Origin of the sequence: Sphingomonas sp. IW22 (genome assembly GCF_041321155.1) — a bacterium.
Taxonomy (GTDB): domain Bacteria; phylum Pseudomonadota; class Alphaproteobacteria; order Sphingomonadales; family Sphingomonadaceae; genus Sphingomonas.
In genome coordinates this window covers 1,299,616-1,316,793 of the sequence record NZ_JBGGWB010000001.1, presented here as the reverse complement: position 1 = coordinate 1,316,793, position 17,178 = coordinate 1,299,616, and the positions used below count along the sequence as shown (strand labels likewise).

The following is a 17,178-nucleotide window of genomic DNA, read 5'->3' as shown; positions in this document are numbered from 1 at the left end:
CGCGGCCACCGCACGCCGGACGTGCCGGGCGGTGATGGCCGATGCGATGGATTGTCCGGCGCGCGATTCGCGTCGCCGGTCATTCGATGTGGACGAAATGCCTCTGCTGCCATGGCCGGTCCGGGGCGTTTGCCCGGCACTCCCGTCGCCACGCGCGCGCCCTGTTGGGCGGCGGGTTGGCGGAATACGGGGATAGGCCTCATGTGCAGCGTCAACCTGTGAGCGTCCGGCGCCGCCCGCTTTCGCGTCGTTCCGGACGAATTTCATCGGCTCTGGCTGTTACATCGCGAGCGACGTTGAAGCGGCCGATGCTGTCGACCTAGCATTGCCCGCGTCCCGCTTCAACCGGCGCGTTCCTGCCATGACCGGGCGCACGAGCGGGGGGATTAACGATATTGCTTCACCCCGCCGGAAGCGACGCTGCTATAGTGCCGAATCACCGGGAGTATCGGAAAACGGGGCATATGCGTTTTGACTGGACCACCGCGCGCAGGGCGCGGCATAGCGGCCGGGTGTCGTGGATCGTCGCGCTTATGGTGGCATGGCTGGGCGGTACGCCCGCTTTTGCTCGTGACATCGCCGATGTGCGCGTGGCCGATGAAGCGATCACCGTCACCTTTGACGGGCCGGTCGCGGGGGCCTCGACCTTCGTTCTTGAAGCGCCGCGACGAATCGCGCTGGATATTGCGGGCGTGGCGCCAGGTGCGCGGGTGGTGCCGGGCGGGCCGGTCGCGCGTGTGCGGCAGGGCGCGATGGCCGACGGCGCGCGGCTGGTCTTCGATCTTGAGCGGCCTGCGATTGTCCGCGAGGGTCGCTTCGATCCCGGCACCGGCACGCTCACATTAATGCTGAAGCGCGTGGACGATACCCGTTTTGCCCATGCCGCGGCGCAGGGGCGGCTGTCGCTGCCCGGCTTTGGCGGCGTGAAGCGCGACACGGGCAAGGGGGCTTCCCGCGTCAGCATGGCCGTGCCGCCTGCGCGCAAGGCGCCAAAGCTGCCGCGTATCCACGGCAATGACAAAAGCCGCCCGCTGGTCGTGATCGACGCCGGGCATGGCGGCCGCGACCCCGGCGCCATCAACGGCGAAGCACGGCTTCAGGAAAAGGACATTACCCTGAAAACCGCGCTGGCGATCAGGGATCGGCTGGTTCAGGCCGGGCGCGTGCGCGTGGCGCTGACGCGCGAGGACGACCGCTTCCTGATCCTTCAGGAGCGTTATGGCATTGCCCGCCGGCTGGGCGCGGACCTGTTCATTTCCATCCATTGCGACAGCGCGGGCAATCCGACCGCGACGGGCGCGACCGCCTATACCCTGTCCGAAGTGGCATCCGACCGTGAAGCTGCCCGGCTGGCCGCGCGTGAGAACAAGGCCGATATCATCGCCGGCGTCGATCTGGGCGATCAGTCGAACGACATCTCGTCCCTGCTGATCGATCTGGCTCAACGCGAGACGATGAATCGCTCTGCCAATTTCGCGCGACTGCTGGGTCGCGAAGCAAAACCGCTGATGCCGACCAAGGACAATTTCCACCGGATGGCGTCACTGGTCGTGCTGAAGGCCCCGGACATGCCGTCGATCCTGTTCGAAACCGGCTATATCTCGAACAAGGACGATGCCGAGTTTCTTGGCTCCAAACAGGGGCGGGAGCGGGTGGCGGAGAGCGTTTCGCGCGCGACCGAGATTTACTTCGCGCGGCGGCTTGCGACGCGTTGACCGGGCGCTGACATTCGATTGGTCGTGCGTGGCATTCCCAACCGGCGCACCATGTTCTAAACCGCGCATCCAATGGCGGATGCAGACGCGAACTCGGTTCAATTCACGCTCCAGCGCGGCGAGGGCGAAGGCGGGCGTGCGCGCTTTGCGACGATTCGCCGCCGCTGGTGGTTCCGGCTGATCGCATGGGCGGCGTTGCTGGCCGGGATCGGCGCCATCGGCGTCTGGGCGGTATTCGCCCGCGACCTGCCCAGCGTCGACGCGCTCAAGGCCTATGAGCCACCCCTGCCGACGACGATCCGGTCGGGCGACGGTACGCCGATCCACAGCTATGCCCGCGAACGGCGGGTTGAGCTGGATTATGCCGAATTCCCGCCGATGCTGGTCCGCGCGTTCCTGGCGGCAGAGGACCGGACGTTCTTCGAGCATCACGGCGTCGACATTCCGGGCTTTGCCGGCGCGGTCGTCGATTATGTCAGCAAAATGGGCACCGGGGAGCGCGCGCGGGGCGGCTCGACCATCACGCAACAGGTCGCCAAGAACCTGTTGATCGGCAACGAATATTCCCCGACGCGCAAGGTGCGGGAAATGATCCTGGCCTATCGCATCGAAAATGCGCTGGAAAAGGAACAGATCCTCGAACTCTATCTGAACGGCATCCCCATGGGCCGCCGCAGCTTTGGCGTGCAGGCGGCGGCGCGCGCCTATTTCAACAAGGATGTCGATCAGCTGGCGTTGCAGGAAATGGCGTTCCTCGCCACGCTGCCCAAGGCGCCGGAAGCCTATGGGCGTGCGCGCAATGCCGCGCGGGCGCTGGAACGGCGCAACTGGGTGCTGTCCGAAATGGCGCGCAACGGCTTTGCCAGCCAGGCGCAGGTGGCGCGGGCTCAGGCGACGCCGCTGGGCCTGATCGACCAGCGATCCGACACGCTGCAATCCAGTGCGGGTTATTTCGTCGAGGAGGTCCGCCGCAACCTGATCAACCGTTTTGGCGAAAATGCCGAAGACGGGCCGTACAGCGTCTATGCGGGGGGGTTGTGGGTGCGAACCTCGCTCGATCCCAAGGTTCAGGCTTATGCCGCCGATGCGCTGCGGCGGGGATTTATCCGGTACGAATCCGGACGGGGTTGGTCCGGGCCGCTTCGCACGCTGGACGTCGGCGATGGCTGGCAGGGCGCGCTGGCCGCCAGCAATATCGCGCTGGATTATGAAAACTGGCGTGCCGCCGTCGTGATCTCGCGCAGCGGCGATGCGGCGGAAATCGGCTTTGCCGACGGGAAGACAGGCGCGCTGCCGCGTTCGGGCGCGCAAATGCCGGTGCGCGGTTCGGGGGGCGTCGCCTTTTCCGCGCTCAAGCCCGGTGACGTGATCGCCGTTGCGCCAGAAGGTAGCCGGTGGACGCTGCGCAGCCTGCCGCGCGTATCGGGCGGCATGGTTGTCGAAGACCCGCGCACGGGCCGCATTCTGGCCATGCAGGGCGGCTTCGACGCCCGGATCGAGGCGTTCAACCGCGCCACTCAAGCAAAGCGACAGCCGGGATCGACGATCAAGCCGATCGTCTATACCGCTGCCTTTGAAAACGGTCTGACGCCCGCGTCGATCATCGTCGATGGTCCCTTCTGCGTCTATCAGGGCGCGCGGCTGGGCCAGAAATGCTTTCGCAACTTCGGCAATTCGCGTGGCGCCGGGCCGCGCACGATCCGCTGGGGTCTTGAACAGTCGCGCAACCTGATGACGGTTCAGGCGGCGAACAAGACCGGCATGGACAAGGTCGTCGGGCTGATGCAGCGCATCGGCATCAGCGACAGCCAGTATCCGCCCTATCTGTCGTTCGCACTTGGCGCGGGCGAAACCACGGTAGAGCGGATGGTGAATGCCTATTCCATCCTGGCCAATAACGGGCGCGAACTGACGCCCACGGTCGTCGATTTCGTGCAGAACCGGCGTGGCGAGGTGATCTGGCCCGAACGCTGGCGTCCGTGCGACCATTGCAACGCGCCCGATTGGGATGGCAAGCCAATGCCGCGCCCGCGCATCCGTTCGCGCCAGCTGGTCGATCCGATCAGCGCCTATCAGATGGTGCATGTGATGGAGGGCGTGATCCAGCGGGGCACCGCGACCACGCTGCGCGACCTGAAGCGGCCGATCATGGGTAAGACGGGTACGTCGTCCGGCCCGACCGATGTGTGGTTTGTCGGCGGCACGCCGCAAATGATCGCCGGCCTGTACATGGGCTTCGACCAGCCGCGCAGTCTGGGCGGCTATGCCCAGGGCGGCACTGTCGCGGCACCGATCTTCAAGGCGTTCGCGACCAAGGCGTGGGAGGGAATGGAAGTGCTGCCCTTCCGTGCGCCGCCGGGCACGCGCATGGTCCGCATCGACCGCCGTTCGGGTCGTCCGGTCACGGGCGCATGGCCGACCAACGACCCGATGGCGTCCGTGATCTGGGAAGCGTTCAAGCCCGAAAGCGCGCCCGCCCGCCAGCGCCGCAATCGCGAGGCAGAGGCCAAGGCCGCCGCCGAGGCCAAGGCCGCCGCCGAGCAGGCTGCCCGCACGCGCCAGCAGCAACAGCGTGCGACCGACAGCGATTTCTTGCAAAGGGAGGGCGGGATTTACTAACGCCGCCCCATGATACCGCCGGGCAATGGGCGGTCCCCCTGTTCTGGAAGTTGGAGAGTTCCCATGCGCGCCGAAGCGCAGGCATATGCCGATCAAATCAACGCAGCCCTCGAACTGCTGCGCCGCTTCCTCGACTGGGATCGGGCGCTTCGCCGCCTGGACGAGCTGAACGCGCGCGTCGAGGACCCGACCCTGTGGGACAATCCCAAACAGGCGCAGGACGTGATGCGCGAGCGTCAGCGGCTGGACACTGCCATCGGCGCCACGCGCGCCATCGAACAGGAACTGGCCGATACCGCCGAACTGATCGAAATGGCCGACAGCGAGGGTGACGAGGCCATGTCGGACGAGGGCGTTGCAGCCCTGAAGGCGCTTGCCGCCCGCGCCGAGGAGGACAAGATCAAGGCGCTGCTGGCCGGCGAAGCCGACCCCAACGACGCCTATCTCGAAGTCCATGCCGGTGCCGGCGGTACCGAAAGCCAGGACTGGGCCGAGATGCTGCAGCGCATGTACATGCGCTGGGCCGAGCGAAAGGGCATGAAGGTCGAACTGGTCGACTATCACGCCGGCGAACAGGCGGGCATCAAGTCGGCGACGCTGCTGCTCAAGGGCGAAAACGCCTATGGCTATGCCAAGACCGAAAGCGGCGTGCATCGCCTGGTCCGCATCAGCCCCTATGACAGCTCGGCGCGGCGCCACACCAGCTTCTCGTCGGTATGGGTCTATCCGGTGATCGACGACTCGATCGACATCGAGATCAACGAAAGCGACCTGAAGATCGATACCTATCGCGCGTCGGGCGCGGGCGGACAGCACGTCAACACCACCGATTCGGCGGTCCGCATCACCCACGTGCCGTCGGGCATCATCGTCGCCAGCCAGAACGACCGGTCGCAGCACAAGAACCGCGCCACCGCGATGGGCATGTTGCGCGCACGCCTGTACGAAGCGGAGCTTCAAAAGCGGGAGGCCGCGGCGATGAGCGATTATTCGGCCAAGACCGAAATCGGCTGGGGTCACCAGATCCGCTCTTATGTCCTTCAACCCTATCAGCTGGTGAAGGATCTCCGCACCGGGGTGACTTCGACCGCGCCGTCGGACGTGCTAGATGGCGCACTCGACCCGTTCATGGCGGCCGCGCTGTCGCAGCGCGTGACCGGCGAAAAGGTCGAGGTGGAGGACGTCGATTGACGAACGGGCGGGTGCCAATGCTGTCGCTGATGGTCCCGGCGCTCGCGCTGGCGGCAGCGTCGTGCGAGGCGCCCGTCAAGTCGCCGCAGTCGAACAGGGCGACCGAACAGGTCGAAGGCAGCTTCCCCGCTGCCGACCGCCCGATCGCCACGATCGTTTCGAGCCGCTGGTCGACGGAAGAAGCGCGCGACCGACTGAACGAAGCTGGCACGGTGATGGACAAGGCGGGCATCAAGCCCGGAATGACCGTTGCGGATATCGGTGCGGGTGAGGGCTATTATACCGTCCGCCTCGCCAGCCGCGTGGGTGAGAACGGGCGCGTGCTGGCGGAAGATATCGTGCCAGCCGTGCGCGACCAGTTGGCGCAACGCGTGGCGCGCGAACGGCTGGACAATGTCAGCGTCCGCCTTGGTCTGCCCCAGGATCCGCGACTGCCCGACAACAGCTTCGACCGTATCCTGCTGGTGCACATGTATCACGAGATCGCCGAGCCATATGAGTTTTTGTGGCGGATGCGGCCATCGCTGCGAAATGGCGGGGAAGTGATCGTCGTCGACGCCGATCGCGCGACCGAAAATCACGGCACACCCCCGGCGTTGCTGGAATGCGAATTTGCGGCGGTCGGCTACAAGCTGGTGCGGCGTGAGGAGATGGAATCGGCGGGCGGTTATCTGGCCGCTTTCCGCGCCGAAGGGCCGCGCCCCGAACCATCGGCGATCCGCGCCTGCCGGATCGATCGTTCGGCCCCGGCAGCCGCGCCGGGCGCGACGGGCGACATGCCCGGTTGATCGCACCCCGACCGCCAGGGGGAGCAAAGCGGTCGGGGCACGTAGACGGCAGAGCTCAGCCCGCCGGATATTTGACCCCCAGCTGATCTAGATAGGTCGGATAGCGCTTGGGATCATAGTAAAACGGTTTCATCTTGGGGCGCATCCGCTCCATCACTTCCTGGTTCAGGTGGATGGCGGGCTGATCTTGCGGCGTCAGCGTGGGATCATATTTCTGGTCCTTGAACTGGACATTCTGCTGAAACGCCTTGGCATCCGCCACCAGCTGCGGGTTGGTCATCATGTCGATGACGGTGGCCGACACCGCCTTTGCCCCCTGCACCGCCCCCTTGTGCGCGATCGGCGTCGCCATCGCGATGGCGGACAGCACATTATGGCCGATCATGCTGGGGATGTTCGACGGAAAGCGCACCGTGATGGTCGGCACGGTCCACATGATGTCGCCGATATCGTCCGACCCGCCGCCTATCGACCGTTCGCGCGTTTCAGGCGTGGACAGGGGTGTGATTTCGGTGGCCAGCGGCTTGATCGTGCGGCCTTTCGCTTCCTGAACCGAGCGGGCAAAGGCCTGATCGCCGGCGCTCCATTGCGGCATACCGACCGCCTTGATGTTCGCCCAGGCCGCCTCCGCCATCGGCTTGTTGCCGTAATTTGGCGCGGCATAGCCCAATGTGCGCTGCGTCACCGTGGTGCCGGTGCCCATCGCGGCCGCCTTGGCGATGGTGTTGCCGGTTTCGAACAGTGTGCGGACCGATGAGAAGGTCTGGTCGCGGAAATAATACCAGACGCTGGCCTTGTCGGGGACGATGTTGGGCTGTCCGCCGCCTTCGGTGATGACATAGTGCGAACGCTGGGTCACGGGCAGGTGTTCGCGTCGCATGTTCCAGGCGATGTCCATCAACTCCACCGCGTCCAGCGCGCTGCGCCCTTCCCACGGCATGCCCGCCGAATGGGCGGTCTTGCCGCTGAAGGTATATTCGACCGAGACCATGCCGTTATTGCCGGTATCGCCCCACGCGGTGTTGAAGTCGCTGGAAACATGGGTGAAAATGCATGCGTCCACACCCTTGAACATACCGGCGCGGACATAATAGGCCTTGGTTCCCAACAGCTCTTCGGCAATGCCGGGCCACAGCATCAGGCGGCCGGGGATCTTGTTCTTCTCCATCACCTGCTTGGCGGAAAGGGCGGCGGCGATGACCAGCGGCATGCCCGAATTATGCCCCTCGCCATGGCCGGGCGCGCCCTCCACCTGCGGTTTCAGTGTTGCGGACCCGGGCACCTGGCTCAGTCCCAGCAGCCCGTCGACGTCGCTGCCCAGCGCGATCAGCGGCCCGCCCGAACCCCATTCGGCGGTCCATGCGGTGGGGATTCCGGCTACGCCCTTGGTGATCTTGAACCCTTCTTTTTCAAGGATGCCGGTCAGATATTCCATCGTCTGGAATTCCTGAAACCCCGGCTCGGCAAAGCTGTAGAGCGAATCCACCATTTCCTGGACCAGCTTGGCCCGCTTCTCGACTCCCTCGATCACGGCCGCCTTCAGCGCCGCATTGTCTGGCGCGGCAGCCTGAGTGGCGGGCGCGGGTTCGGATGCCATGGCCAGCACGGGCTGCGTGGCCAGCGCGGTTGCTGTCAGGACGCCAATGGCGCGATACATACGCATGTCAGTCTCTCCCCCGAAAATCAGAAATTGAAGCGAACGCCCACGCGATAGACGCGGCCCAGAAAGTCATAGAGGTTGCGATTGGTCTGGGGATAAGCGGGCGTGTTGTTGCCCGTCGGCCCATTGCCGACCAGCACCGGATCGACATCGAACAGGTTGCGGATCGAGATGAAGCCCTGAAAATCGACCTCCTGCACCTCGAACGTGTAGTTGGCCGACAGATCGACATAGAAGGCGCCGTCGATCTTGTTGTTGTTGATCGTGCGGTTCTGCACGGTCGATACGGGGCAATCGGTCTGGCATTCGATGAAATTATTGTCGTACACGCCGTCCGACAGGCCGCGACCGGTCAATTGCAGGCCCAGCGGCCCCTGGTCATATTGCGCAGTCAGGCGATAGGTCCAGTCGGGGACGCTGCCCGTATTCTGTCCCGCAGCCTCGCTCGGAAAATCGATGCCGTTGTCGGTGTAGAGGCTGAGATTATAGGTGGCCAATCCGCGTAGCGTCAGGCTGCCGTCCCCCAGCGGCGTGCGATAGCTGGCCTCGAAATCCAGCCCCTCGCTTTTGATGCCGACAAAGTTGAACGGGATAAGCGTGATGCCGGTGATCGCCGCGCCGCCGCCGGTCACGCCGGCGCCCGCCGTCGTGGTGATGTTCTCACACGCCGCGGACACCGATTGTTCGTAGCAAAGATTGACCGTCGTCTGGGCGGTATAGTTGCTGATCGCCCCTTCAAGGTCGATATTGTAGTAATCGACCGATGCCGCGAAGCCCGGCAGGAATGTCGGTGTGAACACCGCGCCCACGCCATAGGTCTTGGCCTTTTCCGGTTGAAGGTTCGGGTTGCCGACCGTCTGTTCCAGGAACTGGTCGGCGCGCTGACCGCCGGTGCTGAGCGGGACGTTGACGGTGTTGGTGCGCGCCGTGCCCGGTGCGAACAGCTCACCCAGATTGGGCGCGCGAATGTCGCGGGACACGGTGCCGCGCAGGCGCACATCGGGGATCGGCTGATAGGTCAGGCCGATCTTCCACGTCGAAACGCTGCCGCTGGTCGAATAATTGGTGACGCGGTAGGCGCCGTTCAGGTCCGCCCCCTCAAACAGCGGGAATAGCGTTTCGATATAGCCTTCGTAAACAGTGTATTTGCCCTGCGTCACCAGATAGTTGCCGTAGAGCCAGCCCGAATTGAACAGCGGATCGACATCGCCCTTCACCGATTCGGCGCGCGCTTCGGCACCGAAGGCGATCGACACCGGCCCCTGCCAGTTTTCGAACAGGTTCTTGGTCGAGAAATTAAGGGCAGAAACGGTCTGTTCCAGCGTCTGTTCGCGCAGCGGCTGGTATCCGTCGTTGAAGATATAATCGATCGCCGCCGGCGTCACGCCGCCCACGCCGATGCGGTTGATCGGCACGCAGCCATTGGTCGGATTGGTCAGGGTCGACCGGCAGACGATGGTGCTCGCCGCGATCCCCGCCGCATTGCCCGCGGGCGCGCGCACCGCGTCGGTCGCCATCGCCATGCGGGCATTGTTCCAGGTGTTGATCAGCTGTTCCTGAACCTCGGCCCGGCTGTATTGAAGATAGGCGTCCCAGGTCCAGTCGCGGTCGAACAGTTCGAACGCCCCTTCGCCGCCCGCGACAAAGCGATAGACGTCGCGGACATTGTTGCTGCCCTGTGCCGGGATGCCCGCATTGCTGGTGCCGATGGCGATGGTGTTGACGCGGGTGTTGCCGGGCGTCGCGTTATACGCGTTGACCCGGTCGACAAACGCCTGCGGCAGATATGCGTTGATCAGCCCGCCATTGGCCGCCGACGGTGCGACCTGAATGGTGACGCCGGTCGATGGTGTCTGCTGATAATAGCTCAGCCCTTCATAATGAGCATAGCTGCCGGTGACGAACAGCTTGGTCTGATCCGCCACCTCATATTCCACTCGCCCGAACAGGCTGGAGCGGTCCTCGTCGGGGATCAGCGTGTTGCTGCCCAGATGGCCCGCGCGCGTGATCTCGTAATCGCCGCCGACCATCCACTGACCGTTCACGGCGCCGTAGTTCAGCTGGTTGAGGGTCGCCCCACCCGCGCCGATCGTTCCGAAATAGGTGCCCCGGAACGGTCCGGCCGAAATCAGGCCGCCGGGGGTGAATTGCGACGTGCCGATACCGGATGATACAAGCCGCGCCGGCAAGCCGTTGCCCGCGACATACGCGGGATTGTCGATCTGGAAAAATCCCGCCTGGTTCCAGTCACGGTCGATGGTGTGCTGGCCCTTTTGGGTAAAAGCCTCTCCGCTGAACACCGCATGGCCACGCCCGCCGGCAAAGCTGGTGCCTGCGGTCAGCGAAACCTTGTGGTTCGGCCCGTCGCCATAAGTGGTGACGCCATATTCGTAATCGCCCTTGATCCCCTGAAAATCGCGGTCGAGGATGAAGTTGATGACGCCCGACACCGCGTCCGAGCCATAGGCAGAGCTGGCACCGCCGGTCACGACCTCGATCCGCTCGATCAGCCCCTGGGGAAAGGTGTTCACGTCGACCACGCCATTGGTCGCGCTGGCGACCGAGCGCTGGCCGTCGAACAGCACCAGCGTGCGGTTGGCGCCCAGCGCGCGCAGGTTGACCGACGCAATGCCCGCCAGACCGTTGGACAGCGAACCCGACGAGTTGGCGGCAGTGGACGATCCGCGCACCGATGGCAGCGTGTTGACGAAATCGGCCACGTTGGCGGGCGATTCGGTTTCCAGTTCCTTGGCGGAGATGACGGCGACGGGCGTCGGCGCGCTGAACCCGTCGCGGGCGATGCGCGATCCGGTGACGACGATCTGGTCGTCGCCATCGGCGGCTTCCTGAAGCTGTGGTTCGACCGGGGCGGTCGCAGCGGATGGCAGGCTGTCGGCGGATGCCAGTTCGACGGGCGCGGTCTGGGCCGATGCGGGTGCAGCCGCCAGCCCGATGATGAGAGCAAGCCCGCTGACGCTGAGTGCGTCGGCACGCGGACGGAAACGCAGGACGCGCGAAATGGCGCGGTTGTGAAGCATCGGACGACCCCCCTTTGGCGTTGACGGCCTTCGGGCGTCCTCTCCGGATTATTTTCTGATTGGTGTCCTGCGTCGTATCCGCGCCCATGCTGCTTGCTGCGCCAGGCTCTGGAAACATCATGAAGCCTAACAGCCCGAACCTATGGTTTCCCGGCAAATATTGCATCGTTCGCAGCATGGATTGACGCTTTCCGGCGTCAACGCGGCGAACGACGCCGGAATCCAAAAGTATAGTTTGTTACAGGTTTGCACTGCCCACGACGGATGGCGCCACTGGGCGAGTCGCGACCGCGTGCATCAGGAAACTGCTGCGGATGCGCGCGACGTGGGGGAGCGTCGACAGCTCCTTGCGATACACGCGGTCGTAATCGTCGAACGAGCGGACATGGACCATCATCACAAAGTCGATGTCGCCGGACACGAAGCTGCAAAAGGACATGGACGGACAGCGCACCACCGCTTCCTCGAACTCGATCAGCACCTTCTCGGCCTGACTTCGCAGTTCGATCTGCACCAGCACACCGATGCTGTAGCCCAGCCGCGTCAGGTCGAGATTGGCGGTATAGCCGCGCAGGATGCCGCGTTCTTCCAACAGCTTGCGGCGGCGCGCGGCGGCGGTGCTGGAAAGGTGGACCCGCTCCCCCAGCGCCACGTCGCTGGCGCGGCCGTCGCGCACCAGTTCGCGCAGGATTCGAAGATCGACGGAATCGAGCGGTTCGGTTTCCGGTTCGGGCACGAAATGGCTCCTCAGGTTCGAATTGTGCCGAATCCTCTCCGCTTTTGATTGAAGTTTGCCGGAAAGCGTCAAAAGCGCCATGCTAATTTGCGGCAGTGCAAAATTATCGCAGGGGGCATTATGCGCGTTCTTATTCTGGCGGCCGCGTCGGCATTGGCGTTGACGGGGGGCATGGTGCCGCCAGTGGCAATGGCCCAGTCGCGCGGTGAGGCGCCGCTGCTGTCGGTGCGTGCCGATCCGGGCGACGCGCGCGTGCTGGTGACCTTGCCCGCGCCCGATGCCGAAGGGGTGGCGGGGCGCTTCGTCTATGCGACCTCGCTGCGGACCGGGCTGGGTTCGGCCGACCTGCGTCTCGACCGCGGGATGGTGGGGGCGGAGCAACTGCTGGCATTCCGCCGTTACGGCAAGAAGGTCGCGGTGACGTTCGAAAACCCGCGCTTCCGCGCCACCGGCGACGACAAGGTGCAGGCTGGCGGGCGGGAGAGTTTCGCGTTCAGCGTCGTCGCGCTGCTCGACGTGGTCGAAACCGGACCGGGCGGCGCACTGACGGTCGATCTGGCGCCGTTCCTGACGCGCGACGTGCTGGGCATTGCCGATGCGCTGAACGGTGGCGGCGCAGGCAGCGACCTTGCGATGGGTGGCAAGTCGGGCAAGGGCTTTCGCCTGGCCATCGACCTGAGCGTCGTGGACAACCGTTCGGTCAAGACGTTTCCCGACAATATCGAAATCGACGCAGTGCAGACCTTCACCAGCGACACGCCGGGGCGGGAGGTCGAGATGATCGCGCCAGAGCCGCGACAGGCCAGCTTCGTCGTGCATCACAGCCTGATCCGGCTGCCCGAACCCGGCTATGTCGGCCGCCGGTTCGACACGCGTTCGGCGGCGGGCGGCAATGTGTTCTATGACTATGGCTCGCCGCTGGGCGATCCGGTGATGCAGCAGGTCGCGAACCGCTTTCGCCTGGAAAAGGTCGATCCCGCCGCGCCGCGTTCGCGGGTGAAGAAGCCGATCGTCTTCTATATCGACCGCGCCGCGCCCGAACCCATCCGCACCGCGCTGATGGAAGGCGTGAATTACTGGCAAAAGGCGTTCGACGACGCCGGGCTGATCGACGCATTCCGCGCCGAATTGCTGCCCGAAGACGCCGATCCGATGGATGTCCGCTACAACATGGTCAACTGGTCGAACCGGCTGACGCGCGGCTGGTCCTATGGCGGGGGGATCGTCGACCCGCGCACGGGAGAGATCATCAAGGGCAATGTCGTGATCGGCGCGCTGCGCGTGCGACAGGACATGATCATTTTCGAAGGGCTGGTGGGCACGGCGGCTAATGGCACGGGCGGGCCGCAGGACCCGGTTCGCACCTCGCTAGACCGCATTCGCCAGCTGGGCGCGCATGAAGTCGGCCATGCCATCGGCATCATGCACAATTTCGCCGCCAGCACCCAGGACCGCGCATCGGTGATGGATTATCCGGGGCCACGCATCAAGCTGACCGGCGGGCAGATCGACCTGTCCGACGCCTATGCGCTGGGCGCCGGGGCATGGGACAGCTTCACCGTCGACTGGCTGTATAACGATCCCGCAGGCGCCAACCCGGATGCGGCGGCAGCGGCAAAGGCGCTGGCGGCCAAGGATCTGCGGTTTGTTACCGATGTCGATGGCCGTTCCGCCGATGCGCCCAATCCTTGGGGCAGCATGTGGGACGACGGGCCGGACCCGGTCGCGCATCTGGACCATATGCTGACGGTCCGCCGCGTCGCGCTGGACCGGTTCGGGCCGCAGGTGCTGCGCGCCGGTGAGCCATTGTCCGACCTGCGCCGCAAATTCGTGCCGGTGTGGCTGCTGCACCGCTATGCGGTGGACGCGGCGGGCAAGCTGGTTGGCGGCATCGATTATCGTTACGCGGTTGCCGGGGACGGTGGGGCGCCCGCGACCCCGGTGTCTGCTGAAACCCAGATGGCGGCGATGGACGCCCTGATCGATACGCTGTCCGCCACCACGCTGACGGTGCCCGCGCGGCTGGTGATGCCCTTGTCGTCGGCGACCAACGCCCGCCCCGATCCGCAATATACGCAGGAAGTGTTCCGCAATTCGGCCAGCGCCGCGTTCGACCCGCTGGTCGCCGCCGATGTCGCGGCACAGGTGACGCTGGATTCGCTGCTGGCGCCCAACCGGCTGGCGCGGATGGTCGAACAGCATCGTCGCGATCCCGCGCTGCCGGGGCTGGAGGCGCTGCTGGACCGGTTGCAGACCCGCGTGATCGGCGCGCGAAGCGATGCCGTGGGGCGGCGCGTCGCGTGGCGTGCGGTCATGACGATGGCGGCCAGCGCGCGTGGCGGCACCACCGCGCCCGAAGTGGCGGCCGCGCTGGGCGACCGGCTCCAGCGGCTGGGCACCGCCTTCCGCGCCGCCACCGGCACAAGTGAGGATGCAGCGTGGCAGCGGTACCTGGGCACGATCCTGGGCGATGAAGACCGGCTGAAGGCTGAACTCGACAAGCGTCAGGCAAAGCCGCCGATCCCGCCGGGCATGCCGATCGAAAGCGAGTGGTTCGGCGATATCGCGCTTTAAGGCGGAACCGGGCATATCCTCAAAGGCTTCCCGTTCACACGATCCCCGCTTATGAGGGATAGTAACAACCGGAACTAGCCGGAGAGGATATGACCCCCGATTTCGACTTCGCGCTCGGCGAAACCGCCGACATGATTCGCGAAACGACCCAGCGTTTCGCGGCCGATCGCATCGCCCCGCTGGCCGCCCGCATCGACGCGGAGGACTGGTTCCCGCGCGACGAACTGTGGACGGCGATGGGCGAGCTTGGCCTGCACGGCATCACCGTGGCAGAGGCCGATGGCGGCCTTGGCCTGGGCTATCTCGACCATGTCATCGCGTGCGAGGAAGTGGCGCGCGCATCAGCCTCGATCGGGCTGTCCTATGGCGCGCATTCCAATCTGTGCGTCAATCAGATCGCGCGCTGGGCGTCGCCTGAGCAGAAGGCGAAATATCTTCCCCGCCTGATTTCCGGCGAACATGTCGGCAGCCTGGCCATGTCAGAGGCGTCTGCCGGTTCGGACGTCGTATCGATGAAGCTGCGCGCCGAAAAGGTGGACGGCGGCTGGCGGCTGAACGGCACGAAGTTCTGGATCACCAACGCTGCCTATGCCGATGTGCTGGTCGTCTATGCCAAGACGGGGGAGGGGTCGCGCGGGATCACGACCTTCCTGATCGAAAAAGACATGGCCGGTTTCTCGATCGGGCAGAAGATCGACAAGATGGGCATGCGCGGGTCGCCGACCGCCGAATTGGTGTTCGACGACTGCCTGGTGCCCGACGCCAACGTGATGGGGCCGGAAAATGGCGGCGTCGCGGTGTTGATGAGCGGGCTGGATTACGAACGCACGGTGCTGGCGGGGATTCAGCTGGGCATCATGCAGGCGTGCCTCGATGTGGTCATCCCTTATGTCCGCGAACGCAAGCAGTTCGGCAAGCCGATCGGCGCGTTCCAGCTGATCCAGGCCAAGGTGGCGGACATGTATGTCGCGCTGAATTCGGCGCGTGCCTATGTCTATGCCGTCGCCAAAAGCTGCGATGCGGGGCGCACGACGCGCTTTGACGCTGCGGGTGCGATCCTGCTGGCCAGCGAAAACGCGTTTCGCGTGGCGGGCGAAGCGGTGCAGGCGCTGGGCGGTGCAGGCTATACCAGGGACTGGCCCGTCGAACGCTTCCTGCGCGATGCCAAGCTGCTGGACATCGGTGCGGGCACCAACGAGATTCGCCGCATGCTGATCGGGCGCGAACTGATCGGGGCGGCCGAGCGCGTGGCGCAATGAGCGCCCCCGTCCTTTCCACACAGGTCCAGCCCGACAGCGAGGGGTTTCGCGCCAATGCCGCGCACAACCGCGCGCTGGCCGACAAGCTGCGCGCCGATGTCGCGGCGGCGGCGCTAGGCGGTAGCGAGAAGTCGCGGGAGCGCCACGTCGCGCGCGGCAAGCTGTTGCCGCGCGACCGGGTGGAGCATCTGCTCGACCCCGGCAGCCCGTTTCTGGAAATCGGTCAGCTTGCCGCGTTCGACCTGTATGACGGCGAAGTGCCCGGCGCGGGCGTGATCGCCGGTATCGGGCGCGTATCGGGCCGCACCTGCATGATCGTCGCCAATGACGCGACGGTGAAGGGCGGCACCTATTTCCCGATGACGGTGAAGAAGCATCTGCGCGCGCAGGAGATTGCGGAGGCCAACCACCTGCCGTGCATCTATCTGGTCGATTCGGGCGGCGCCAACCTGCCGCATCAGGCGGAGGTGTTTCCCGACCGCGACCATTTCGGCCGCATCTTCTTCAATCAGGCGAACATGTCGGCCAAGGCGATTCCCCAGATCGCCTGCGTGATGGGCAGCTGCACCGCGGGCGGCGCCTATGTCCCGGCGATGAGCGACGAGAGCGTCATCGTGCGCGAACAGGGCACGATCTTCCTCGCCGGGCCGCCGCTGGTCAAGGCGGCGACGGGTGAGGAAATCAGCGCCGAGGATCTGGGCGGCGGCGACCTGCATGGCCGCAAGTCGGGCGTCGTCGATCATGTCGCGGAGAATGACGAACATGCGCTTCAGATCGTTCGCGATATCGTCAGCCACCTGCCCGCCGATCGTGACCATGGTCTGACCCTGGCGGAGCCGCGCGCGCCGAAATACCCCGCGACCGACCTGTACGGCATCGTGCCGCAGGACGTGCGCGCGCCCTATGACGTGCATGAGGTTATCGCGCGGCTGGTCGACGGTTCGGAATTCCACGAATTCAAGGCGCTGTACGGTGCATCGCTGGTGTGCGGCTTTGCCCATATCCACGGCATGCCGGTTGCGATCCTGGCCAATAACGGCGTGCTGTTCAGCGAAAGCGCGGTCAAGGGCGCGCATTTCATCGAACTGGCGCAGCAACGCCGCGTGCCGTTGCTGTTCCTGCAAAACATCTCGGGCTTCATGGTTGGCGGCAAATATGAGGCGGAGGGGATCGCCAAGCACGGCGCCAAGCTGGTGACGGCGGTGGCGACCGCGACCGTGCCAAAGATCACGGTGCTGATCGGCGGCAGTTTCGGCGCGGGCAATTACGGTATGTGCGGCCGCGCCTATTCCCCGCGTTTCCTGTTTTCCTGGCCCAACAGCCGCATCAGCGTGATGGGCGGCGAACAGGCGGCCAGCGTGCTGGCGACCGTCCACCGCGACGCCGACAACTGGACGCCGGAACAGGCAGAGGCGTTCAAGGCGCCGATACGCGATCGATACGAGGATGAGGGCAATCCGTGGCACGCCACCGCGCGGCTGTGGGACGACGGCATCATCGATCCGGCGCAGACGCGCGACGTGCTGGGCCTGGCGCTGGCCGCCAGCCTGAACGCCCCCATTCCCGAAGCCCCGCGCTTCGGCGTGTTCCGGATGTGA

Annotated in this window: 10 protein-coding genes; 7 read left to right on the top strand and 3 right to left on the bottom strand. The window is 65.1% G+C overall.

The window, feature by feature from the left end; genetic code table 11:
* Positions 1 to 464 precede the first annotated feature (464 nt).
* The 4 genes from ACAX61_RS06625 (at position 465) to ACAX61_RS06610 (ending at position 6,313) form a co-directional block, all read left to right on the top strand.
* The gene (locus ACAX61_RS06625; protein ID WP_370713986.1) at positions 465 to 1,715 is read left to right on the top strand and encodes an N-acetylmuramoyl-L-alanine amidase; all 1,251 of its coding nucleotides are present in this window, start codon (positions 465 to 467) and stop codon (positions 1,713 to 1,715) included.
* Between the two features lie 72 nt (positions 1,716 to 1,787).
* Entirely contained in the window at positions 1,788 to 4,334 is a 2,547-nt protein-coding gene (locus ACAX61_RS06620) for a penicillin-binding protein 1A (protein WP_370713985.1), read from the top strand.
* Positions 4,335 to 4,397: 63 nt separating this feature from the next.
* On the top strand, positions 4,398 to 5,525 hold the full coding sequence (prfB, locus tag ACAX61_RS06615) for a peptide chain release factor 2 (RefSeq protein WP_370713984.1): 1,128 nt from the start codon (positions 4,398 to 4,400) through the stop codon (positions 5,523 to 5,525).
* A 17-nt stretch (positions 5,526 to 5,542) separates the two neighbouring features.
* Positions 5,543 to 6,313, top strand: coding sequence for a class I SAM-dependent methyltransferase (locus ACAX61_RS06610; protein WP_370713983.1), 771 nt, complete (start codon positions 5,543 to 5,545; stop codon positions 6,311 to 6,313).
* Positions 6,314 to 6,368: 55 nt separating this feature from the next.
* Here ACAX61_RS06610 and ACAX61_RS06605 read toward each other — a convergent pair whose 3' ends face one another.
* The 3 genes from ACAX61_RS06605 to ACAX61_RS06595 all read right to left on the bottom strand — a co-directional run bounded on the left by ACAX61_RS06605 (position 6,369) and on the right by ACAX61_RS06595 (position 11,747).
* A complete protein-coding gene (locus ACAX61_RS06605) occupies positions 6,369 to 7,976 on the bottom strand; it encodes an amidohydrolase (protein WP_370713982.1) in 1,608 nt (535 codons plus the stop codon).
* A gap of 20 nt (positions 7,977 to 7,996) precedes the next feature.
* Entirely contained in the window at positions 7,997 to 11,011 is a 3,015-nt protein-coding gene (locus ACAX61_RS06600; RefSeq protein ID WP_370713981.1) for a TonB-dependent receptor domain-containing protein, read from the bottom strand.
* A gap of 238 nt (positions 11,012 to 11,249) precedes the next feature.
* Entirely contained in the window at positions 11,250 to 11,747 is a 498-nt protein-coding gene (locus ACAX61_RS06595) for an Lrp/AsnC family transcriptional regulator (RefSeq protein WP_370713980.1), read from the bottom strand.
* A gap of 120 nt (positions 11,748 to 11,867) precedes the next feature.
* On the opposite strand from ACAX61_RS06595, the gene ACAX61_RS06590 reads away from it, so the two are divergent.
* The 3 genes from ACAX61_RS06590 (at position 11,868) to ACAX61_RS06580 (ending at position 17,178) form a co-directional block, all read left to right on the top strand.
* On the top strand, positions 11,868 to 14,321 hold the full coding sequence (locus ACAX61_RS06590; protein WP_370713979.1) for a zinc-dependent metalloprotease: 2,454 nt from the start codon (positions 11,868 to 11,870) through the stop codon (positions 14,319 to 14,321).
* An 89-nt stretch (positions 14,322 to 14,410) separates the two neighbouring features.
* The gene (locus ACAX61_RS06585) at positions 14,411 to 15,580 is read left to right on the top strand and encodes an acyl-CoA dehydrogenase family protein (protein ID WP_370713978.1); all 1,170 of its coding nucleotides are present in this window, start codon (positions 14,411 to 14,413) and stop codon (positions 15,578 to 15,580) included.
* The gene (locus ACAX61_RS06580; RefSeq protein WP_370713977.1) at positions 15,577 to 17,178 is read left to right on the top strand and encodes a carboxyl transferase domain-containing protein; all 1,602 of its coding nucleotides are present in this window, start codon (positions 15,577 to 15,579) and stop codon (positions 17,176 to 17,178) included. Before ACAX61_RS06585 ends, ACAX61_RS06580 begins: the two co-directional genes overlap by 4 nt.

What these genes read in the sequence shown, in the direction of transcription:
- ACAX61_RS06585 (WP_370713978.1), top strand. Translation starts at nt 14,411, where the DNA reads ATGACCCCCGATTTCGACTTCGCGCTCGGCGAAACCGCCGACATGATT.
- ACAX61_RS06600 (WP_370713981.1), bottom strand. Translation starts at nt 11,011, where the DNA reads ATGCTTCACAACCGCGCCATTTCGCGCGTCCTGCGTTTCCGTCCGCGT.
- ACAX61_RS06605 (WP_370713982.1), bottom strand. Translation starts at nt 7,976, where the DNA reads ATGCGTATGTATCGCGCCATTGGCGTCCTGACAGCAACCGCGCTGGCC.
- ACAX61_RS06625 (WP_370713986.1), top strand. Translation starts at nt 465, where the DNA reads ATGCGTTTTGACTGGACCACCGCGCGCAGGGCGCGGCATAGCGGCCGG.
- ACAX61_RS06610 (WP_370713983.1), top strand. Translation starts at nt 5,543, where the DNA reads ATGCTGTCGCTGATGGTCCCGGCGCTCGCGCTGGCGGCAGCGTCGTGC.
- ACAX61_RS06590 (WP_370713979.1), top strand. Translation starts at nt 11,868, where the DNA reads ATGCGCGTTCTTATTCTGGCGGCCGCGTCGGCATTGGCGTTGACGGGG.
- prfB (WP_370713984.1), top strand. Translation starts at nt 4,398, where the DNA reads ATGCGCGCCGAAGCGCAGGCATATGCCGATCAAATCAACGCAGCCCTC.
- ACAX61_RS06580 (WP_370713977.1), top strand. Translation starts at nt 15,577, where the DNA reads ATGAGCGCCCCCGTCCTTTCCACACAGGTCCAGCCCGACAGCGAGGGG.
- ACAX61_RS06620 (WP_370713985.1), top strand. Translation starts at nt 1,788, where the DNA reads ATGGCGGATGCAGACGCGAACTCGGTTCAATTCACGCTCCAGCGCGGC.